This window comes from Paenibacillus sp. FSL R5-0928 (assembly GCF_037970385.1).
Classification (GTDB): domain Bacteria; phylum Bacillota; class Bacilli; order Paenibacillales; family Paenibacillaceae; genus Paenibacillus_AQ; species Paenibacillus_AQ odorifer.
Window position 1 is genome coordinate 2,182,335 of sequence record NZ_CP150225.1, and the last position, 22,989, is coordinate 2,205,323.

At 43.4% G+C, this 22,989-nt stretch carries 20 protein-coding genes; 19 read left to right on the plus strand and 1 reads right to left on the minus strand.

What is annotated here, in order from left to right; genetic code table 11:
• Window positions 1-77: 77 nt before the first annotated feature.
• A complete protein-coding gene (locus MKZ16_RS09480) occupies window positions 78-413 on the minus strand; it encodes a potassium channel family protein (RefSeq protein ID WP_076104570.1) in 336 nt (111 codons plus the stop codon).
• A 582-nt stretch (window positions 414-995) separates the two neighbouring features.
• Here MKZ16_RS09480 and essC point away from each other — a divergent pair.
• The 19 genes from essC to MKZ16_RS09575 all read left to right on the plus strand — a co-directional run bounded on the left by essC (window position 996) and on the right by MKZ16_RS09575 (window position 22,882).
• Window positions 996-4,982, plus strand: coding sequence for a type VII secretion protein EssC (gene essC, locus MKZ16_RS09485; RefSeq protein WP_076104571.1), 3,987 nt, complete (start codon window positions 996-998; stop codon window positions 4,980-4,982).
• A 20-nt stretch (window positions 4,983-5,002) separates the two neighbouring features.
• Complete coding sequence (locus tag MKZ16_RS09490; protein WP_076104572.1) at window positions 5,003-5,710, plus strand: hypothetical protein; 708 nt, start codon at window positions 5,003-5,005, stop codon at window positions 5,708-5,710.
• Between the two features lie 20 nt (window positions 5,711-5,730).
• Window positions 5,731-5,982 (plus strand): hypothetical protein, encoded by a 252-nt coding sequence (locus MKZ16_RS09495; protein WP_076104573.1) that lies wholly within the window; start codon window positions 5,731-5,733, stop codon window positions 5,980-5,982.
• Window positions 5,983-6,009: 27 nt separating this feature from the next.
• On the plus strand, window positions 6,010-7,467 hold the full coding sequence (locus MKZ16_RS09500) for a hypothetical protein (RefSeq protein ID WP_076104574.1): 1,458 nt from the start codon (window positions 6,010-6,012) through the stop codon (window positions 7,465-7,467).
• A 21-nt stretch (window positions 7,468-7,488) separates the two neighbouring features.
• Window positions 7,489-7,842 carry a hypothetical protein gene (locus MKZ16_RS09505; protein WP_076104575.1) on the plus strand — a complete coding sequence of 118 codons (354 nt, stop codon included), beginning with the start codon at window positions 7,489-7,491 and terminating at the stop codon, window positions 7,840-7,842.
• Window positions 7,843-7,863: 21 nt separating this feature from the next.
• Window positions 7,864-8,913 carry an SAF domain-containing protein gene (locus MKZ16_RS09510; RefSeq protein WP_076104576.1) on the plus strand — a complete coding sequence of 350 codons (1,050 nt, stop codon included), beginning with the start codon at window positions 7,864-7,866 and terminating at the stop codon, window positions 8,911-8,913.
• A 5-nt stretch (window positions 8,914-8,918) separates the two neighbouring features.
• Window positions 8,919-9,488, plus strand: coding sequence for a hypothetical protein (locus tag MKZ16_RS09515; RefSeq protein WP_076104577.1), 570 nt, complete (start codon window positions 8,919-8,921; stop codon window positions 9,486-9,488).
• Window positions 9,489-9,494: 6 nt separating this feature from the next.
• Window positions 9,495-10,328: a hypothetical protein gene (locus tag MKZ16_RS09520; protein ID WP_076104578.1), complete on the plus strand. Its 834-nt coding sequence runs from the start codon at window positions 9,495-9,497 to the stop codon at window positions 10,326-10,328.
• Window positions 10,312-12,168, plus strand: coding sequence for an ATPase, T2SS/T4P/T4SS family (locus MKZ16_RS09525; protein ID WP_339204800.1), 1,857 nt, complete (start codon window positions 10,312-10,314; stop codon window positions 12,166-12,168). The genes MKZ16_RS09520 and MKZ16_RS09525 overlap by 17 nt, the downstream gene beginning before the upstream one ends.
• Window positions 12,165-14,246, plus strand: a complete 2,082-nt coding sequence (locus MKZ16_RS09530) for a hypothetical protein (protein ID WP_076104579.1) — start codon at window positions 12,165-12,167, stop codon at window positions 14,244-14,246. The genes MKZ16_RS09525 and MKZ16_RS09530 overlap by 4 nt, the downstream gene beginning before the upstream one ends.
• A gap of 13 nt (window positions 14,247-14,259) precedes the next feature.
• Window positions 14,260-14,763 carry a hypothetical protein gene (locus MKZ16_RS09535; protein WP_076104580.1) on the plus strand — a complete coding sequence of 168 codons (504 nt, stop codon included), beginning with the start codon at window positions 14,260-14,262 and terminating at the stop codon, window positions 14,761-14,763.
• Between the two features lie 57 nt (window positions 14,764-14,820).
• Complete coding sequence (locus tag MKZ16_RS09540; RefSeq protein ID WP_076104581.1) at window positions 14,821-15,339, plus strand: hypothetical protein; 519 nt, start codon at window positions 14,821-14,823, stop codon at window positions 15,337-15,339.
• A gap of 27 nt (window positions 15,340-15,366) precedes the next feature.
• Entirely contained in the window at window positions 15,367-15,909 is a 543-nt protein-coding gene (locus MKZ16_RS09545) for a hypothetical protein (RefSeq protein WP_076104582.1), read from the plus strand.
• On the plus strand, window positions 15,906-16,268 hold the full coding sequence (locus MKZ16_RS09550) for a hypothetical protein (protein ID WP_076104583.1): 363 nt from the start codon (window positions 15,906-15,908) through the stop codon (window positions 16,266-16,268). The genes MKZ16_RS09545 and MKZ16_RS09550 overlap by 4 nt, the downstream gene beginning before the upstream one ends.
• A 14-nt stretch (window positions 16,269-16,282) precedes the next feature.
• Window positions 16,283-16,834 (plus strand): hypothetical protein, encoded by a 552-nt coding sequence (locus MKZ16_RS09555; protein WP_076104584.1) that lies wholly within the window; start codon window positions 16,283-16,285, stop codon window positions 16,832-16,834.
• On the plus strand, window positions 16,821-17,801 hold the full coding sequence (locus MKZ16_RS09560) for a hypothetical protein (protein WP_076104585.1): 981 nt from the start codon (window positions 16,821-16,823) through the stop codon (window positions 17,799-17,801). The genes MKZ16_RS09555 and MKZ16_RS09560 overlap by 14 nt, the downstream gene beginning before the upstream one ends.
• A gap of 88 nt (window positions 17,802-17,889) precedes the next feature.
• Window positions 17,890-19,065 carry a copper amine oxidase N-terminal domain-containing protein gene (locus MKZ16_RS09565; RefSeq protein WP_081384059.1) on the plus strand — a complete coding sequence of 392 codons (1,176 nt, stop codon included), beginning with the start codon at window positions 17,890-17,892 and terminating at the stop codon, window positions 19,063-19,065.
• A 96-nt stretch (window positions 19,066-19,161) separates the two neighbouring features.
• Window positions 19,162-22,389, plus strand: a complete 3,228-nt coding sequence (locus MKZ16_RS09570) for a DUF5704 domain-containing protein (RefSeq protein WP_076104586.1) — start codon at window positions 19,162-19,164, stop codon at window positions 22,387-22,389.
• 196 nt (window positions 22,390-22,585) lie between these two features.
• A complete protein-coding gene (locus MKZ16_RS09575) occupies window positions 22,586-22,882 on the plus strand; it encodes a WXG100 family type VII secretion target (RefSeq protein WP_076104587.1) in 297 nt (98 codons plus the stop codon).
• Window positions 22,883-22,989 lie beyond the last annotated feature (107 nt).

Genomic DNA, 22,989 nt, shown 5'->3' on the forward strand with positions numbered 1-22,989 from the left:
AATATTTGAAAAAAATAGCCATGTCAGCTTCGGCTAACAAGGCTATTAATAATGTCACGAGTTCTGGATTCCATTATTTAATTGTTATCTTTATCGGTTTGTTTGATCAGTTCATAAGCGATATACCCCATCATTCCCAAGAACAACCCTGTGCCTGCAATAATGTAAACGATCGTAAATATTTTTCCGAGTGCTGTCTGGGGAACAAATGTTGGATGACCTAATGTACTAAGCGTTGCAACACAGAAATAAATAGCATCCAGGACAGACAAACCTTCCTGTTTGACATAAAAAATGGTTCCAGACAACAGCGTCATCAAAACTAATAAGAATAATGCTTGGAAATTTTTACGTTTGAGCGCTTTCCATAAGCCCGAGAATAAACGTTTTAAAGTTAGTAAAAATGATAACATGCAGCTCCACCCTTCATTTATATTAGAGCATACATAACAAATCGTAGTCAAACTATTGAAACCAAGCAGCCTCTTATGAGGTTGCTTATTTGTTTTGAGAAATAGTTAGAGTCAGCAGCACCTTCCTGGTTCTCTCCCAAGTTAAATTCCTTCTAAGAGCATAAGTTTCCTTCAATTTGATAGAAAAATTCTGATTCATAGGATCTATTATGGAATGTTGATTTCAAAGTAAAGCTTTGAAATCTTCTATTTAGCAATGGAAGCGGATAGGAGTGATGAATAACCTTGGAAAAGTAAATGTGCCAAATGTCTTAAATTAAACTAAAAGAAAAGTACGATGAGGTGACCTTAGAACTGGATCTATATACACTAGTAATTTTACTATTATGAAAATAATGGTTATTTATTGGGGATCTTTGAACCATTTTAGCAAAAAATGTTATGGAAAATATAAACTATTAAGTATACAAACCGATAATGCAGTATGTATATCCTAAATTGGAAAATAATTTATAATTTATTTAAAATTTACACTATTATTTCTTGTTAATCCAAAATTCCTATCCAGTGGTGATGAAAAAGATGAGTGCTCAAGAAATGCTAACCAATCAGGTACAAAGAACCCCTCGAATTAAACCGAATTACCCGGAAGGTGAAATGGTTTTGGAGGATCCTGCCCGGCCATCGGGAAAACCAACCTTCTCATGGTTGACGATTATAGTCCCCCCTATCGGGATGTTAGTCATTTCTATATTTATGTCAACATTGACCAGGTCATTTACCATGCTGATATCAACCATGGGTATGACTCTTCTGACGGTCATGGTTTCAATTTTAAATTATAAATCCAGTGTGAAAAAACATCATGAACAGAACAAAAAACTTGAAAAGAAATATCTCAACTACTTATTTCAGGTTCGTAATGATTTACAAAGTGCCGCGAGTACGCAGCGAGAAGCCTATACATATATCCATCCAAGTATTCAATCTTGTGTTGAAATCGTACGGGGGAGAAGCAAGCAGCTGTGGGAAAAAACAGGAATTGAAGATGATTTTCTGAATCTCCGGGTTGGTGCTGGAATCCAGCCGATTGCTCTGGTGCCAACATATAGCTCAAAAGCGAAAGCAATTGATGACGACAACCCACTTGAAGAAATCGCCAGTAAAATATGCGAAGAGATGTATTTTGTACGAGACATTCCAGTCTACATACCGTTAAGGAGTATTAATACACTCGGAATATACGGCAAACAGCAGGAGGTTCGTGATTTCCTCAATGCTGTCCTGGTTCATTTAACAACACACCAAGGCTACGATGATGTAAGGGTAATATGCGTGATGCAGCCTGATGATCTGGAACACTGGGAATGGTTAAAATGGCTGCCCCATACATGGAATAAAAATCGAAGCCAGAGAAGTTTGGCTACAACATCCTTTGATGCCTCCAATATTGCGGATGAATTACTTCCAGAGCTTAGAAAAAGAGAAGAAAATAGCAAGAATGGTTATGGACTACAGCCAATGCAGGCCCCACATTATGTTTTTCTGGTTTTTGCTCCTGAACTGTGGGACAGCACGGATATGATGAAGTATTTGCTCTCGGGCAATGCTTCACTTGGAGTGACCAGCATTTTTACATCAGAGAAGATTGATGTTGCGCTGCCGCTGAATTGCCAAGCTATTCTGGAAATTAAGGACGGTAAGGGAATGGTTCGCAAAGATACTAATCAGCTGTTAAGTCATTTAGCTGATTATTTTACTGCCGATTCCCTGGATAAAAAAAATTCGGAGTTTTTTGCCCGTTCTTTGTCTCCGCTCAGAATTAAAGAAGGTCAAAATAACAGCTATATCCCTCCAATGGTTACTTTTCTGGATAGCTTTGAGGTTGAGCAGGTAGAGTCTCTAAACGTAATGGAGCGCTGGTCAAAAAACCAGGCTAACCGTACCATGTCCATTCCTCTGGGGCTCGGGGCAGGTGGTAAATTTCTTTTGTTTGATATGCACGAAAAAAGCTATGGTCCACATGGTCTAGTAGCCGGCACCACCGGATCGGGGAAAAGTGAGCTGCTTCAGTCATTACTTTTGGGTCTGGCGGTAAATTATCATCCGCATGAGATTGCTTTTGTACTGATTGACTATAAGGGTGGAGGGATGGCTAATGCTTTTCTTGGGCTTCCGCATCTGGTGGGAACAATCACCAATCTTGGTGGTAATCAGATCAATCGGGCTCTTGCCTCCATCAAAAGTGAGCTTTTACGGAGACAGCGACTGTTCAGTGAAGCTGGAGTGACCAGCATTGATAATTACATCGTTCTTTACCGCAATAAGGAAGTTAACCTTCCCTTGCCGCATTTGATCATAGTGGTGGATGAGTTCGCGGAACTTAAATCAGATCAACCGGAATTTATGAAAGAACTGGTCAGTGCGGCACGGGTCGGAAGAAGCTTGGGGATTCACTTAATATTGGCAACACAAAAACCTTCTGGCGTAGTCGATGACCAGATCTGGAGTAACTCCAGATTCAAATTATGTCTGAAGGTCCAGACACCTTCGGATAGTCAGGAGATGCTAAAACGCACGGAGGCAGCAGAGATCAAAGAAAAAGGCCGTGGGTATTTGCAAGTTGGTAATAATGAAGTATACACTTTGTTCCAATCCTCCTGGAGCGGAGCACCTTATCAAGCAGGGGAGGCAGATCAGGATGGAAGTCCCAAGATGGATATCGTTTCACTAAGTGGTGAACGCAGAGCCCTGATTACGAAGGGGAAAAACAGTGATGATGCCTCGCAACTGAGTGAGCTGCAGGCTGTGGTTAATCATATTGCTGCCATTTCTGCTGAACAATCGATCGGAGAGGCCTTTCAGCTGTGGCTGCCTCCACTTCCAGAGACCATGATTTTAGCAGATGTTATGGATCAGAATCAGATCTGGAATGGGCAATCATGGAAGCAGCCAGATCAGAATCTTATTGCCACCGTTGGACGAATTGATAATCCGTCAGATCAGGAGCAATACAATCTGGATATTAATTTTAATCAGGACGGACATTTACTGGTTTATGGAGCGCCGAGCAGCGGTAAGACAACGCTGTTAAAGACAATTATCATGTCCCTCGCCTTGAAATATGAACCTGATTACGTTCATTTCTATATATTGGATTTTGGTACACGTACCTTGGGAGTATTCCACGAGCTTCCACATGTAGGGGATATTGTTTTTCCAGAGGACGAACAAAAGCTTGGAAAACTGATCAGTTGGTTGTTGTCCCAACTGGATGAACGCAAACGTAAGTTTTCTCAGCTTGGAATCAGCAATTTGGTCTCTTACAGTGCGGCCACTGGAGAGAAGGTTCCTTACATTGTTATTCTGCTCGATAATTACACAGGATTCTCAGAAGCATATGATGACTTTATCTTAGAGCTTTCCAAGTTGGTGCGTGAAGGTGGTAATTACGGGATATACTTCGTGTTCGCTGCCAATGCTGTAACCTCTTATCCTTACCGAATCAGCCAGAATATTAAGCAGGCTCTAGTATATCAAATGTCTGATAGATTGGATTATTCCAGTATTCTGGGCAGAACAGAAGGGATGGAGCCAACGAATACCGTAGGCCGCGGACTGCTCAAAGATAACCGGATTTTGGAATTTCATACCGCGCTTCCTGTGGATGGCAGCTCGGATGATCAGATTGCTGCCTCTCTCCGCCGGATTAGTTCGGAGATGAAAGCAGTGGCAGGTGTGAATAATCCTGTAGGAATTTCAGTGATCCCGGACAAGCTTTCACTGGCAGAGCTTTTGGAACGTGTGCCTAAGGAACAACCGCAAGGGAATTATCTGGTACCGCTTGGGCTGGATTGGGATACTACGCTTCCGGTAGAGATTAATGTAAAGCAGGTTAGCAATTTTGTAGTGTCTTACACCACTCAAAAGTATGTGGACTTTAGATTTAACGCCTTAATACAAGTTCTTGATAAATCGGCAGGCGAAATAAACATGGAATTCCATCTGTTTGACAGTGGTGTTGTCAGTATACCAAGCCTGAAAGTTAGTTCAACGATTACCCGCTATATGAGTACAGCTGAAGAGTTTTTACAGCTCACACAATCCTTAGTGGATCAGCTGCAACTAAGGAAAAATGATGCCCGGCAAGCTTTTTCAGATGTCCAAAATCGTGAAGAATTTGACGAGGCTGAGTATATTCTGTCTAAGTACCCGCTTCTTGTCATTGTAATGCCTCATCTTAAGTCTGCTTTTGATCTGATGGAGAATGATTCACTGGATCATTTGGAGCGGATAGCGAGGTTTGGCGGTGGACTTGGTGTAATGCTGCTGGTCGGCAGCGATTCGTTTGAACTGAGTCAAATGCAATTGGTCACTGATTTTGCCGGTGAACTGATTAACAGTGGACATGCATTGTTGTCCGATGGAAGACCCAACGATCATTTGTCTTATGCTCCACTACTCGAGGGATTGGAATACCATGAGCTGAACGAGGTGTTGGACAATACTGAAGCGATGCTGTTAACAGAGGGATCCATTTCACGCCTCAAAATGATTACAGAACTATAGATAAGCAGGTGAAGAAAGCGATGAAGCCGGCTCGTGAAATATTTGAATTGCATCCTTTAGAAATTATCTATTTAACTGCTTTAATAGGAGGAACCAGTTTTCCAGGTCTGGAAATCGATCTTAAAGGCGAATCGGAGCGCAATTTACGCTCCCTAATGGATACACAGATGAGGTCGCTGGAAGTAAAGGGATATTTAGAGGTTGATTTTGTGGGGCTCGCCAAAGTGAATGAAGTGCTTCATAGAGGTATCGCTGTTGCATCCAGTTGCAAATCTTATTGTTGTCAGCTTATGCATACAAATCAGCAGACTTGCAAGGTATTCTATTTTGTTCAGGATGAAGTTTGGTTTGAACTTGAGCATCAGCCGGAAAGTAACACCTATAAGCTTCAGGAGATTTATGCACTACATGAGCTGATGTATCAGGTCATTGAGAGAATCCCTTTAGTGTGGGAATTGAGCGATAAAGAAAAATTACAAAAAGCGATAAATAAAGAAGTAGATCTTGAAACGTGGGTGGGGAAGTCTCTTCAAGCAGGTGCATTCATAACTTCCTTGGCAGAAATCCAATGCATTACTGAGGAGGCACAGGTGATTCGCGAACTGAACCTGTTGATTCATGAAGAACAAATGTGGCTGCTGCGTGGTGTGGAAGATGACGTCAGTCAAACCACGCATTCCTTGCCTGCAGTAGTAAATGAGTTATGTAATTGGCTGCAAGAAGCTTAACAAATCTGGGGGATCAGACTATGTCAACTGCACTGACTACTTTTGTATTTAAAGGTGAAAGAGAGAAGTATTTGGATTTGGAAGTCTCTCTTTCTATTTCTACAGGGCAATGTATCGAGCTACTTAAGCAAGCCAACTGGCTTCCGGATAACTGGGAATTTAAATGTGAAGCCAGCCGTACGGGCGAAGAATGGATGGAGTTGGGGCCGCATGCTGTTCTCGCAGAGATTATACAAGGGGACGGAGCCATAGTTCGTATTTTACCCTATTGAGCTGGGAGATCGTAAAGGAGGATTCCTATGAAAAGCGTACACTTAGTCTGCTCGCCTGAACTTATAATGCTGCTATCCAGGTCGCTGGAGCATGAGGGTTATGTAATTTCCGGTAAACATTCTACATTACATAGTTTTATAAGTGGTTTCAGTAGCAAGGAAGTCGATCCTTCATCCATTGTAATTATGGAGGGCGGCGCGGGTCTGGGCACACCGGTCAAGGCTGAGGATATTATCAGTTTCATGACACTGATCCGCAAATATCTTAAACATACACGGCTGATTGTTCAGTTAGATCCGGTGCTGCAAACGGATATTGAATTTATACGGACCCTTGTAAATATGAACATACATGATCTTCAGTTCACTACGGAATTCCAGGGCGATGATCTTCTGAATTGGATCAAAGAGAAAAAAACTACAAGGGATTATTATCATATCCTGGGTAAAAAGAAAGGCCTTTTTGCATCGTTTAAAGGCTCATCATCAAGAGCAGCTTCTGACGCGGCAGTGGAAGAGGCGCCGTCTGCTCCTCCGAGACCGGTGGAGTCGCTTACCCGTCCACAGCCAGCAGTCGGTTCTAGAACTGTAGCAGATGCCGCCAACAGGAGACCTTCCGTTGCTCCTCGCTCTTCAGCAGGATCAACCCCGCCTAGACTGGGGCCTCCGGCCAGAAAGGAGACCCCGTCATTAGCCGAAGCGGAAACGCTGGAGAGTCTGGAACAATCTATTCCGGTAGAAGAAGAGTCGATGCCAGCAGCAAATACGAGAATTCTGGGCAGCAATGTACCACTTGTCATCGGAGTTTGTGGTGTTGGAGGGGAAGAAGATGTAGGTGCGGCGGCATTTCTGCTGGCTGCGGGTCTGGCAGAACTGGGTTGGAAGCCTCTGGTATGCGGAGATGACAGGCCCGAAATCAGTTCGCTTGAACAGATTGTTTTTAAGGGTGAGAAAGAAGATTCGGTTTCTACCATGTTCGAATATGAAGGAGTCACTTTCTACCGCAGAGGGTATTCGTGGGATATTTCGGAGCTTTTGGCCAGTGAGTTCACGCATATCATTCTATGGGTGGATATCCATCGGGAGCGGAAGGGCACCAGCGGACTCGAGCTGTGGTGGAACTCGCAAATTCCTATTTTGGTAGGCAACGGGGCTATGTGGAAGTATGAACTGCTGAAAGAGAAGCTGAACACCCTTAACCCTTATGAGCGCAAGCGGTGCAGGTTACTGCTGGAAAATGGACATCAGGAAGTATTACAAATGTTGAAAAAGGATTTTGCAGAAATTCAAACGACTCTGATGCCTGCACATCAAGATCCTTTGTATCCAGATAAAGCGGCTGTTGAATGGGTAATGAAGCTGCTGACCGTTCAGAAAAAGCTCTTTCGCAAGCAAACGTTGCTCTGGGGAATTGTTGGGATGGTCTTATTTGTGACCTTGTTGTTAATAGGCATAGGATTTTCATTCGTTCCGGAGAGCCGGTAATTATAAATCAGGAGGCTGGGTATGAATTCAGGTATGGTTAGAGGCATTGCTTTTGATTGCCATCGACTTCTCTCCCCTGCCCAGGAGTGCAGCGATAAGATGAGAGCGGCAATCACAGGAGTGTCTGGTTATTGGGTAGATTTGGGTGGGGAAGAGTTTAAGCAGCATTGTGAGGAATGGATTAAGAAAATGAACGAATTTAAAGCTGCCGTAGCCCAAATTGAATCAAATATGATGAACTATGCAGATAAATTGCAGGTGGAGGAAGAGAGAGCAGAGGCAGCCAGAATTAAGGAAGCTGAAAGACAAGCCTCCGAACGGGCAGCAGCGGCAGCGGCGGCCGCAGCCGCAAAATCGACAGGGAAAATTAAATAGGGATGGAAATGAGGTCTTGAAGTGGCAATACGTAAGCGGAAAAAAATACTGAGATATACGATCCTATCAGGTTGTCTTGTTGCCGTTGCCACATCCGGGGTATGGTTTGCAACTTATCGCCATTATAACGCTAAGCTGATCGACGAGCGGGCAGCTTACGAAGAACAGCTGAATGATAAAGATGAAGTCTTGCAGCGCTATATGGACCAATCCCAGACAGCCTATGTATTGATATCTCCAAAGCTAGCTGGAGAGGTGATTACTGCTGAGGATGTAACGGAAGAGAAGCTACCCAAATTCTCCTCACCGGATAATCTGATCAGCGAGTCTAAAGCAATTGTTGGTAAGTACTTGAAGATTGATGCATTATCAGGCACAGCGGTAACTACTGAAATGGTACGTGATGAAGCGAGATTGGAGCCTTCAGAACGAAAAGAAGAGACTGAATATATTAAACTGCCGCTTCGGTTAACGAAAAAAGATGTCGTAGATATTCGGATAGTTTTCCCAAATGGCGAGGATTACATAGTAGTAGGAAAGAAGTCGCTGAAGGACGTAGATTTAGCGAATCAATATACATTTTTTAATGACAATGAAGAAGAAGCACAGCTCCTGCAAGCTGCCCTGGTGGATGCATACATAAATAACGCAGAGCTGTATATGAAACAGTACGTAGAACCGGAGCTTCAGCCTGAACCTGTAGTCAATTATGTCCCTAATCTGGATGTACTTGGAGTAATTAAGGATAATCCGTTCATTATAGATCAGGCCAAGTGGAGTCTTGCTGCCAATCTTCGTAAGGAACTGGAGAAACGGCTCGAAGTTATGGAGGATGAAGATAGAATTCGTGTGGGAGCACAGGCACCAAGCGGCAGTGGTGTGATCCAGAGAAAGGCTGTGCAGGGAGCGGCGGCAGCAGAGGAGGCTGCAAAAGTTGATGACAGCCAATCCGTGAACGGAGTGATAGATCGGACCAATCAAGCGCCGATCGATTCAAGTGCAGACCAGAGTTCAACGGGTGTGACGAATAAAGAAGCACCCACAGATGACAGTCTTCTGGAAGGAGAGTGACCGATTTGCACATTGTTGTTGCAGGGGATTGCGAGAAGCATGATTTCATACTGGCAGCGGCTATTCTGTTGAAAAGTTATTTCAACAACGAGGTCATGATTATTTCGGATAACAGCAGGAATTATCAGTATTTTGAAGGCGAAGTGTCTGGTATAAAGATTGCAGATTCAACCGTAGCTGACAAACCGGATATCGTTCTGTATGACTGGCATCATGGGTATCCTGAGGGTCTTGAGGAGGAGATTATTGTCTTCGCGACCACTTATGACCGTCAGGCTATGGAGAACGTAAATAAGTTGCTGGATCAGAAACGGATGCCTACTGTACTGCTTGTCATAGAAGAAGAATGCGGACTTGGGCTGAAGTATGTGGATAAATATTATCCAGTGATTACTTCGAAAATCAGTTACATCAGTAGTCCGGAGCGAAGAATTAATTGGGTCCATGATGGAAGGGTGGATCTTAAGGTAGATAAGGATTTTGCCGAAGCTGTAAATGACTTTTTGATTGAAATTTGCGATGTTCCAAAGCAAGACATCAAGAAGCTGTGGCAGTATGCAAGGAAACGGGGGTAGGTAATTGTGCTAGTGGCTTTCTGGGGACCTGCTCAAGGGCAGGGGAGAACAACTTCGAATATGGCAGCTGTTGCGGCTACCGTAGCGCTAGATCATCATATCCGCGTGTTAATGACACATACGCATTTGGAGCAAGGTGTGCTTGAGCATTTGTTCTCACAGACAAGAACAACGCTTCAATCTGCGAAGACCACAGGTGGAATGGATGCGATTGAGAGATTAGTGCAGTGTGGAATGCTTACACCTGAAGGAATTAGAGATCATGCGGAGTCCATTCTTAAAGATCGGTTGGAACTGCTTAGTGGATCTATGAGTGCTGAGAAACATGAGACAAAGCTCTTGCTTCCGCATATCTTCAAGGATTATCGCAGGTTTTATGATTTGTTATTTGTGGACCTCTCCTCCGAAGATGATCCGGAGGTTGTGTCTCTGGTTATGGAGCAGGCAGATTTGATTGTGGTTAACCTAAATCAGAATCAGGTAAGTCTGGATTCCTATTTTTTGAACAAAAACAAAGCTCCTGTGCCGAGTCATAAGCCCGTCCTCTATTGTATTGGGGCTTATGAGCGCAGCTCCAGGTTCAATAAAGAGAGAATAATTAAGCTGTATGAATTGAAGAAAAAAGCAGTAGGTGTTATCCCACATCATATTGGTTATATGGATGCTCAAAATGAACGGCGTTTTGTTCAGTTTTTATTGAAGGCAAGAGAAGCTAAATCCCGTTTTCTGGAGTTTAGTGAGGATGGAAGCTTCACTGAGGCGGTACGACATATGGGACAGCTTATTCTCTGGATGCTGGAGATTTCTCCAGTATCGGAAGTGGATGCTGCAAATGATTAATCTGATTCTGATCTTTGTAGTCCTGATAGCTATTGGAGTGTTCCTGTACTTATGGCTGGGCAGACGTAAGGATGCTGCTCCACCTTCCGTCCAACTGAAATATGATATGAATGAAATCGTTCAGTTTCTGAGAAGGGCCTTTGAGGAGATTATAGCTGCGTCTCTTTATGAAGGAAGCCCAAGTGAGGAGGAATACAACCGTCGGAAGGCGCGGCGAAGGGAATTGCAGAAAGCGCTCCGAAGTTGCATGCATGGCGATCTATCCGCTAAGAAATACGTGAAGCTTTATATGAAAGATCTATTAGTTCAGACCTACGGTCTGGATGAAGGAAATGTAGATAAGATTATCAGCTTCGGTCATACGAATCGATTGACTTCACAGGATTGCTTCGATATCTTGCTTTATGTTTTCAAAAAAGATCATGGTCAGAATGCATTTAATGTAATAGTAAGCAAATATAGCCTAGATACACTGCAAAAACTGCCTGATGGATCTAAGGGGTATAAGATCACTGAAGAGCAGATTCGCCATATCTATCAGTCCGAGCAGCCGAGATTGTCCATTCAGGACAAGATTGAAATTATTGTTCAGAGAGCTTATCAAATTTATAAGGGGCTCGGCATTATTGATGAGCTTCGAGATCAGAATATCGACGGAGTCAATGGAGGAACAAGTGGCATGCCTCCTGATGTCGTGCAGACTACAGATTTTCTGGAATATACGAAGCAGCAGCATTTCATACCACAATCCTATGATGCGGTGTGGACGTTCTACCGCGGAAAGTCGCTTCACCTGGAATTCTTAAGTTTTGGTTCTGAGAAGGAGCTTAAGCGGGTTTGCCAAAATATCTATGGGTTTGGTAACCCTGGGCAATTAAATGAATCCAAGGGTTATATCATCAACGATATGGCTGATGGCAGCCGGGTCGTGGTTGTGCGGCCCAAAATGGCTGAAAGCTGGGCTTTTTTTGTCCGCAAATTTAACGATTCTCTCGTGGAATTGGATCAGCAGATCCAAGATCAAGGGGCACAGCTTGCGATTGATATGCTTGTTTTTCTCATCCTGGGCCATCAGGTCACTGCCATCACTGGCAGACAGGGCTCGGGGAAAACAACGCTGCTTAAGGCACTGATCAAATATATTGATGCGAAGAATATCCGGATCCAGGAGACCTCCTTCGAGATCTGGGCGAGAAAAATGTATCCGGGTAAAAATATTTTATCCTTTAGAGAAACACCCTCTGTTAGTGGGCAGGATGGGCTGGATGTGCAGAAAAAAACGGATGGCGCTGTGAATATCGTCGGAGAGGCGGCTACTCATAGTGTGGTCAGTTATGTGATTCAGGCAGCCCAGGTAGCTTCTGAATATACATTGTTTACACACCACGGCAAAACACTGCCCAATTTGGTCAGCGCTTTGCGCAACAGTCTTATCGCATCGGGAGCTTTCAGTAATGAGAAAATTGCTGAGGTTCAGGTTGTTGAGGCGCTTGGTTTCAACGTTCATCTGTTACTACGTGCTGGGAAAAGATATATCGAACGGATTACAGAGATTATCCCGGCAGATCCCCAGTTCGAATATCCTCAGAACTACAAGGGTCCTGAGAATATTACGGACAAGCTGGATGCTTTTATGGATACCGTGACCGAATATTTTGGCCGGATGACAGATCGGCGTTCCTATGATTATAAGGATGTCATTGTGTGGGAAGCCGGAGAATACGTGGCCAAACATCCGATCAGCAGCCGTAAAATCGATGAGATGCGCAAAAATATGGATGAAGAGGATGCACTAGAATTCAGTGCATTTCTTGAGAAGTATTGGGGGCAATCCGCATGAATCTGCAAAACCTATTGTTGATTATTTTGGGAATCTCAGGAGTGCTACTGGTTGTCCTGCTTGTACTGCTTAATGTAGTGCAGCGTAAATTGAAGGGAACACAATATCAAGAGCAAAGGCGGCTAAAGGCTCTGCTGCCAACGAGAACTAAGGAAAAAAGATGGTTGGAGCAGGCCCATAAAACTTATCCGGTACTTGATGAACTGCCATTAGTGAAGAAACTTCTTCACCGGATGCGCTCGCGTCTGACCTTGGTTCATGCAGGCAATGAAATTATGATCAGAAGTCGTGCGGCTGCGCTAACGCTAATGATTGTTGCTTGTATTCTGATCATTTCGTTGAGTTCATTCCTCTGGACTTCATCGTGGGTAAGCCGTGCGACTATTATGCTAGTCTCAGTTTATCTTGGAGGTGTCCTTAGCGATCTCTTCATTGGGCGTTTAGTGAAGCAGATGTTATATGACCAATCGTCCATGATTCTGGATATTCGCCATGAATATCATCAGACACATATGGTGCAAGTCAGCTTGGAGAATTCTGCGGAACGTTCGAAACCAATGGTAGCCGTGCATGCTCGGCAGATTGCTGGAATTCTGGCAGCGGTGGACCCGGAAGATGAACTGCAGAAATATTATGAGATTGCCCCTAACCGTTATATGAAGCAACTAGCTGGAGTGAGTTACAAAATAGGTGAATATGGCGATGCGGATATCCATAAAGGGGAGCGTTCGATTTATCTATCGATGCTTGGCAATATCAGAGAAGAGATTCATATGGATATTAATCGCCGTGAGCGAATCGATCGTTTGTTATACGGTATTGTTTTTGTAGCCATTTCGCCGGTATTCATGCTGGATCCAATCCGCAATTGGGCGGAGGGAATGTTTCCTATTGTATCTAATTACTACAATTCGGCCTGGGGGTTATATTCTTTAATCTTACTTTATATCACGTTCATAATATCGTTTATTGCCCTGCGGATTCTCAAAGGTGTGGATGAAGACACTCAATCTATCAAAGATGAGGGTAAGTGGTTAAATCGGATCCTGAAGAAAAAATGGATTTTCAAACTGGTGGATCGGATCACTCCGGCAGAACATGAGCCTCTTCATTTCAAGGTAGCCGGCAAATTGAAGGATGCTAACTCTGGGCTGTCGCAACATGCCTTCTTTTTGCAGAAAACACTAGCGGCAGTAGTTATCTTTATGCTGATCGTATCGCTTCAATTTTCCATCCATGCCAATATCAAGCACAACATTTTGCACCCCAATAAGCAGATTACAACAGGGGGCAATCAGACAGAATCTCAGAAGCTGCTGAGCGAGGAACGGTACGCTTTTGAGCAGACTTTAATTGGAGAACTGGTAGCGAAGGATATTACACCGGATCAGATGTTGCCCTACATTCAGGAGAAAGCGGAGAATAAGTCTTTCCTTCAGAACAATCTGAACCAGAATGCCTATGCTGCACAGTTAATGAACAGGGTAGAGCAATATCATGAGGAGTACTACAAATGGTATGAACTTTTGCTGGCTTTTGGGCTGGCGGTGGCAGGGTTTTATCTTCCGGATGCTTACTTAATCATTCGTACTCAGCTGCGAAAGTGGGAAATGCAGAATGAGGTTGATGGCTTCAATACACTTTCCATGATGCTGTCTCAATTTCCGAATATCAGCGTGTACGAAATGATAGAGTGGCTGCATCGTTACAGCTATATTTTTGAGCGGCAGCTGTTGCGCTGCATGCTGGATTATGAGGCTGGAGGCTGGAGTGCCATTGAGAATCTGAAGGAGGACGCACGTTTCGTTCCCCTCGAACGGCTCGCAGACCGCTTGCAGGTTGCAGCCGATCTGATCCCGGTGAAGAAGGCGTTTGATGATATGGATGCGGAGAGGGCATTCGCGATGGATCAACGCAAGGAGCACTATGAGAAGGTCATCAGCAGGAAAAGTACACTGGGTAAAATGTTTGGGTTCTTGCCGATGCAGGCAACGTTCACCTTATATTTACTGCTTCCCTTCGTCTATATGGCCTTCCAGCAGCTGGGTGATCTGACTGTTGTAACTGGCAAAATGTGAAGGAGATACAGGCATGGAGAATATAGCAAGCTTTTTGAAAACAACGATATCGATTCTGATCACTCTGGCCATTATATCATCCGGTCTGTTCTTGTGGGGGAAGACACAGCCAGTTGTCGAATTGGCGAATAGCCAGGCGGCGGCACAGGCTAGGGAGCTTTCGGAGCAGCAATATTCTGCATTTGACAATCAGATTGTCAGCGGCTCCCAGATTCTCACAGCTTATCGGAGGTACGAATCGCAGCAAGGCTTCTGCCTATACGTTGAGAAACCATATGCCAATGGTCAGAATGAGGCAGAAAGAAGATTTAGCATGAATCCAAGTGGAGAAGGTTATTGCCGTGCGTTTGATTATTCCGGAGCGAAGTTCAAGGAGGGAATCGAAAGTGGTGTAGATGAAGAAGAAATTTCGAATGCTTCAGGAAAATATTATATTAGTCCGCAAGCTAGATATAGAGCGAAGCTGATAAAAGATAAAAATGAGCGGATTACAGCTATTTTTTTCGTTGCGGAGTAGATGCGTTAAGAGCAATAAAATAAAAATTAGCTTCAAATAAGGTGAGGAGGAAACATCATGGAGAATATCTCGACCGGACTTAAATGGGTGATTGGCATTATTGTTACCATTCTGATTATTGCCGCAGGTGTCAGTATTTATCTGGTTATCAACAACTACTTCATCCGCGCACAAGAACAGACTCTGGCCCAGACCCAGATGATTAATCAAGCGGAATTCAATAGTTATGATAACAAGGATGTATCCGGCCAAGATGTGATTAATGCGGCAATGCGGTATAAGGGACGTCCGCAGTTCGCGATTTTGATTAAAACAGGGGAAAATAAGACTGGGTTCTATGCGGAGAATACTTATAAATCTAGTTACGAAGAACCTAAAGATACGTCTAATCCGGTAGTTGATTTATCTAAGGATAATAAAACAGATGGTATTAGTGTTTCTAAGATGCTTGATCAGACAAATTCAGATTCATATAACAGTGATAATTATTTAGTAAATACACTCTCCGTCTTTAAAGCTGTTGTTTATAAGGACAGCAATGAGGAGGTTCGCTTAATAGTTTTTACCCAGAAATAAAAACGATATCGAAAAGGGTGGGTACAGATGGAGAATATTTCTACGGGACTTAAATGGGTGATTGGCATTATTGTCACAATTCTGATTATTGCCGCAGGTGTCAGTATATATCTTGTCATTAATAATTATTTCATCCGTGCCCAGGAGCAGACCTTGGCCCAGACTCAGATGATCAATCAAGCGGAGTTCAATTCTTATGATAACAAGGATGTATCTGGTCAGGATGTTATTAACGCGGCAATGAGATATAAGGGACGTCCACAATTTTCTATTCTGATAAAGACTGGAGTAAATAAAACTGGTTTTTATGCGAAAAACACATATAAAACTTATTATGAGCCTGCGAAAGCGGCCAGTGGCGGAAACCCGGCATCAGAGCTTGATCTTGGAGACAAGAACAGTGGTGCTGATAATTTTAGTGTATCAGCAATGCTCGACCAGAGCTCTGACCAAGATAACAGTAAAAACTGTAATGTCAATACGCTTTCTATTTTTAGAGCTACCTTACATAAGGACAAAAATGATGAGGTTCGAATTATTGAATTTAATCAGAATCCGGATCATAAATGAAAACTAGTACTCAATTTCTACTAACCCTCTTTGCTTGGATCTTGTTTGCTGTCGGCGGATTTACGTTTTTGCGGCTGGAGATGGAGAGTTCTGTTCCAAACAGGCACTATGAGCTGCCGACAGTTGCATCGGCACCTTACAAAGGGATAGGTGATTTGAACAAAATTAGCGGTGAGCAGGTCATTGGTATGATCTCTCCAGCACTGGAGGGGGAATATATTTTATATATCGATGGCATTGCAATTAATGAGGAAACGGACCTTACAGCAGTGGATTTACGTGGAGTGCCTGATGCTGCTTATCAGTTAAGAGTCACGCGAACCGAAGAGATGATTACGGAAATCTCCGCCACCCGCTAGAAAGGAGGAGCCGCATGGCAGACGCGCTGAAAGGTGTAATTATAATTATTTTGCTGGCATTTGTGTTCGGAGTCTATCCGGCATTCCGTCAATCCGAAGTTGTAGAAAGGAATACTAAGCTCGCGGCCAATGCGGCTGTGGTGGAATTCGTGGATACCGTTCGTGCTAAAGGATATGTGGATACTTCCGATTATGAGCTGTTTCTTCATTCGTTGGATGCTTCATATGGTGTTTTCAAAGTGCAAATGGAGTATTACAAAAAGAATTTACAGCCCTTATATACGAATCCTGATGATTATTCTACATTCCAGAACAGCTTTAGTGTCCGATATGACGGATATTTCAGCAAGGATATTTTGGAAATCTTATATCCGCATTCAGGAACTTTACTGGCTTCAGATGATCCAGGTAGAAGGTTTACCATGCATGTAGGCGATCTGTTCAATGTCCGGTTAGAATCTGAAGGGACGACACTTGCCTCACGGATGCGAGCGTTGCTTTTTCATAGTGAAATGATTCCGGTCAATTTGAAGTATGGGGGGATGGTTCGAAGTGAAGCCCCTTAGTGTTGTGCTTGTTTTTCTAATTCTGGTCATTCCTATTGTTCTTATGGGCGACACTCGAGAAGATCTTCAGGTCTTCAATCAGGACATGTATAAACGCTATTCGGATGATTTTCAAGCCGCAGTGGATGATGCTGGTGATTATCTGTCACGACTGGAACAGCAGCCTACTACCACAGCAGTGCACTATGGGCGGGAACGCCAACTGCAACTGGATCAGGATGTGCTAAGTGTTTTTTACAGTGATTTAGCTTTGAAATTTGGGCTGGAGAACAACCAGACTGAAATGAACAATTTAAAAATGCATATACCCGCACTGGTGATGTTTGGATATAACGGCTATACGTTGGTTACTTTGGACGACACGGCTAGTAATAGCGGGAAGGATGAACTTAAGCCTGTGAGTTGGCCTGAGCGTCCCTATTATTACAAGCTTCAGAATGGCAATTTGCTTTATTTCACTTTGGATGACAATGCGCGGGTGTATGATACTACCTCTAATGAATTCTATGAGGGGGAGTATACAACCCTAGCGGCTGAGACCAATCTTAATCCTCTGACCTCTATAGAACTATTTCACGAAATCCGGCAGAGTACGATCACATCACTCGTTGAAAAAGACTTGGCAACAACCATTAACAGACATTTGGAGCTGGTGAAACGAATGGGCTTGTCGATTCAGTTCACCCTTCCCCGTGGCTTGCAGGAGCAATCCATACAGGATGTAGGGATCATGGCTTTTATTCAAGGCTATCCACTTCCTGGGGGAGAACTGCTGGATGCATATTCCTTAGGTAGTGGGGCAGTAATGCGACGAAAGGTTCTGATAGGTACCCGGAATTCAGCAGGGAGACATATTGCTTACGGAGAAAGCTGTGTACCCCCGGGGGTTACTGTTATAGAAAGTCTGTTCGATCCAGAGGAGGCTGCTCGAAAAGGGTATTTTATTGAGGATTGTGCGGTTAGGTGATAGATGTTGGAGTAAAAGATTTGATATGGAGAAATATGGAGAATAGGGTCATCGGATTAAAAAAGTTTCATTGTGGAGGAGTGAGAACATGAGGAATTTTAAGTTTAATAGTCTATCAGCAATTATTAGATCAAAGAAGGCAAGAAGAGGCATGACTATAGTCATTTGTGTGTTCGCAAGCTTAGGGTTGTTAATTACTACAGCGGGAGCGGCAGGAACAGCTGCCAAAGCAGTGAACGTCATCATAGACGGCATTAAATATCCACTGACAAAGGGACATCCTTATTCAGAAAATGGGACGACAATGATCCCATTCCGCATGATTTCAGGAAAACTCGGCACACAAGCTAACTGGAATGCAGCAAACCAAACGTTAACTCTGCAGCAAAAAGAAAACAAAATTGTACTGACAGTAGGTTCTTCTTTTGCGAAAGTGAACGGGCAACCAGTAGCGCTTGGTGCTATGGTTGTACAAAAAGATGGAATGACGATGATTCCATTAACCGTTGTCTCTAATCTGTTATCCGCAGAAGTGGAGGTGGACGAATTTTCTCAAAGTGTGCACATTCACACGCCGGGTAAAGATTTAGGGGAACTTGATTATTTTGGAAGGAAAATACGTACGACAAACCTACCTAAGAACTATAAAGATTATCCATACATTCTGGAAGACATCCCGAATGAAATGTACGAAATGAGGCATACCATAAACTACTCTGCTGGGGATGCTGAGACTGGAGCGCAGGTGTTTAGCAAAAAAGAGTTAACGAGTGAAGATATGGCCAAAATCATTAAACGTATGAAAATTGGGTTTGATCTACGGTTGAACGTGGATTATAAAACGATTAATCCGGCAAGTTATGCGAAAGAATCCTTTAAGTACGAGAATCAATCGTCTTCTATCCGGGAAAAGGAAATTGAAGAATATGCCGAATGGGTGAAGAAAAATAAGATTCAAATTGAAGGGGCAATTGACCCTGAATCGTCCGTGTTGTATTACCCAGGAACCGGGGATTACCGTGTTCGATCCATGTTCCGATTCAGAATTAATAGTTTTACAGAGTATAAGGATTTATTTAATGACGTATACTTCAAACTTGCTGAATTCAGACTTCACGAGAAATTAAAAAAAGGGGTCTGGTATGAGGGTTATGCTGATTTAAGTATCTCTACGAATTACTATAATCCTATAGTAGGTGAGCATTTTAATATAGATGCACTCTCAAGCTTGTTTGAAAACACCACCCTTCATGAAGTGAAGTGATGAAAGATGCGGCGTAAATGCCTCGGTTGTCTATTGTTAATTCTAATAAATTCTTTATTGTTTTCACCTTTTATAAGTCTTGTAGAGGCTGCCTTTATGGCCAAGTTTAAAGATGGGGCATTTCTTTATACAACAACTTCCAATGAAGCCTCTTCGAGTATAAGATTCCAGACGGTAGGTTGGTATATTCATACCCAACCAACGTGTGCATCCTCTGGAGCCTATGGAGGTGAAGTGCAATGCGACCCTACCTCATTGCCTTCTAATCAACGTATTAAATTACAAGATAATGGCGGGGGGCATGTGAAATCAGAAACTATTGTAGATGGGATAGTGACTACAAACTTCGAATGGACTAAAGCAGAAGTGCTCGCCGCTATTGGACAAGCTAAGGCGGAACAAGTCATCTCTGAAGGCACTCCATTATACGCTAGCGCCATAATGCGAGTAGTGACGGGGTCCAGAACGAACCCAATCCAAGTTTCCGGACCCTATCATACGTTGTATGATATTAAACACTCAGAGAGTTGGGCTCATCCAGAAGATTTGAGACAATATTTCGATGTCACAGTTCCCTTTCAGGGAGAAAATTATCCGGTTAATATGATTCTTAAACTTTCGAACGGAATCGTGGTGAGCGATCAATTAATTGGTAATTATAAGGCTGGTTATAACATTGTAAAGTCTTTTCCCCTGACCGTTCAATACGAGGGAGAGGAATATCAAATTAACCAATCTTGGCTTTCTCCGATTCTGAGGCCAAGCGATCAATTATATATTCAAAGTAAAGCTTCGAATGATCCCAGCTTAGTTCAGCGTAATTTTAAGGTTTATGTAGGTGGAGTCAAAATGGTGGCCAGTTACAAAAAAGTTGGTGGCCCTCCCACCGAGGGAGAAGGCTCAGGCGAATGTAAGTATACTATTGATCCGCCAAACAAGATCGCTGCTCCGCAAACGTCATTTATGGAACCGGATGCGAACGGGGCAATTCTAGGTGATGATACAGCAAATGGACGCCATTTTGATGCACCGGTGGGAATCCCCACCTCTGAGAATTTATTTTCCAATGTGTGGGGAAAGAACTATTTGTTTGAACATACCTTCGCCAATATGGCAGGTCAGATTCGTTATTCCTGCAGTGTTAAAGTTACATATCCGACGAAGTGGGAGGAAGCGCAGCCGAATCTTCCAGGACCAAATGGAACATCGATTCCTCAAGCTCCGCTTCCTAAAACAGGGAAATTTGATAAGACCTATACCTTTGACTTGACTCCAAAAGAATATACTTACTGGCAGGTAGATCAGTTAGCTGTTTATCAAATCGATCGTGCCCAGATGGAGAACTATGCGCTGCCTGGAGGAGAAGTCACTCTATATCCTAATAATTATGGTTCGCCGACGCTTGAGCTTACCAATAGTACAGAAGTAGAAGACCATGTTGTTCCCCAAGATACGGGAGGGATTGAATTCAAGCCAGAAGTGGTAGATGGTGGAGACCACGAACCGGGTCCTGACGATGTTGATGATACAGACGTGCTCACAGACCTTGCGGAAATGCAGACCAAAGATCCTGAGGTGCAGAATGACCGACTAGTATTTAACGGGGAAACGATTATGGATGATACCGTTGCTAACAAGACCGGGCCCACCCCAGGGAGGATTCCTGATCCGCAAATCATCGGAGACGAGGTGCTTTACGAGGGCCAGTTGATGATCAATAGTGGTTTACTCAATCGGCAGAATACAACCAGCACGGGTACCATTTATTATACGATGCTGTCGGAGAACGTAGAGGGAAACGGAGATCAGGAATTTTTGATCTCTCCGATAAACTCCGTCACCGTGCACACACCGGTCGTCAACTACTCGCTTCTTCCTGACGATAACCGCCCATTCGATCAACGTATGACACCGGATATGACTAGGGCAGTGCTGATCTTGGATCGGCCGTTCACCATACATTTTACGGAGAGTGGCCAGCATCTCAATATCCCTGGGTACGGCAACCGGGATTATGCCAAATACACGAAAAACAAGCGGATTCAATTTCCGTTTGGTGTGTTTCAAGGCAGCCAGTATTACCCAGAGAATACCTGGATCTACATCCCTGTTGGAACACAGTCCATGACCTTTACTATGCCAACCTGGGTGAATGAAGGCGACTATACCATTTATACGCAGTCTTGGGCTATAAACGCCCCGTCAGATGGATCGGATCTTTGCGAGGAGAACTTGAACGGTAATTTGACGAATTACTGCGCTTCGGAGAGTTTTAATATTGGGGTCGTCGGTCGACTGTTCGATTTTCGGATTTGGGACATCGGTGATTTTCGGTTTGAGAAGGTGTTTCGAACTGGTGTGGGGACACTTGAGCATAGCAACACGATGTACTATACGGGAGGGAATGATGAGAATGGCATACCGACCGCTTTAAGCGGACAACCACAGTGGCAGCTGCCGATCCGCAAGGGTTCTCATCCTACGGAGCAACGGACGGTACCGCATAACGGCTATTCCTTCTTGTTTGACTTCCGGACCATCGGGAACCTTTGGCAGCCGGGCGAGGGTATCCGGATCGAGCCAAGCTTCTATTTTATTCCGAAAAACGTAGGTACAGCGACACCTGTCGATCTGTACTATGATATCTCCGGTTCGAATAATAAAATGATCGGAGTCGGCTCTTCCAAGGATAAGCTGAGTTATTCTCGGACCTACCGTTTGGCGGATGGCTTGCGAAATATATCGAGTGGTGAATTATCGACGGCAGCAAGCTATGAGTACAATTACATACTGTCCGAGGCGGAGCGGGAGAACACCTCTTGGCTGAAGTTCTATCAGCAATATACAAAGCGCAAAACTAAAATCGCTACAGGCTATAACCTAGAGCTTCTACCTTATAAATCGAGAACCTTAGTAGGGCCGACTGATATCCCTAATGGAGTGAATCCGATAGCGGCGGTTCGGAGCGTTCAACACTGGTACGGAGAATACAACCTGCCGATAGCCCCTTACATCCTGCATAAAGGAACAGACATTGTCACCCTGGCGAATCATTATGGAGGGGCACTAGATGGGCATGAGCAGGAGTTTATCACTGGCGGCTTTATCCTGATAAATTTCGAAATTTATACGGTTAAAAATGGGGATGCCGACACTCGTATTTTAGGCTACAAGGCTCCTATTGCTAACATGTGGGCGATTGAAGGCCAGATGACTGGGAGCACAGATGAAATGGGGCAAACGTTCTCTTTTTCCTCTGGGGATATCATTCTGTTTGAATCAGATTACTCTGTACGAAATGATTATCAGGGTCAGGCAAAATAAACTTTGAAAAAAATAACTTAAATGTTTTATTTATCTTTAAATGGATTTAAATATAAAATTCATATCATTGAAGACCGATAATTATATAAAGGAAACCGGAGCTATAATAATGAACTTGAAAGATCTTTTGGGGTGTTAAAAAGTATTTTTAAAGTTCATTTTTATATAAAAAAATCACTTAAAGGAGAGGTTAATAATGGCAGAAAAAGTTACATTGAGTTACGAAGGATTAGCAGGGCAGGCAAGTACAGTTTTGAAACAAAAACTAGAGTACGATGCATTAATGAAGAAGATTATGACGACTGCAACGAATCTGAATAGTATTTGGGAGGATGCAGCAGCTAGAGACTTTGCTGAAAAGGTAAAAAGTATGCAGAAAACTTTCGATGCATTTGGTAAAGCGCTTGAGGATATTGGAACTCATATGAATAATGTATCTAAGAGTTATTCGCAATTATCTAGAGATATTAAGACTTCTCAAAAAGGTTTCTAGGAATCTTTAATATGATTTAGACAGCAAGAGCTCTAATACATAAGAATTCAATTAGCTATGCAGAGTGCTGCATAGCTAATTTTATTAGAAGCAAGCAGGGGGAATCA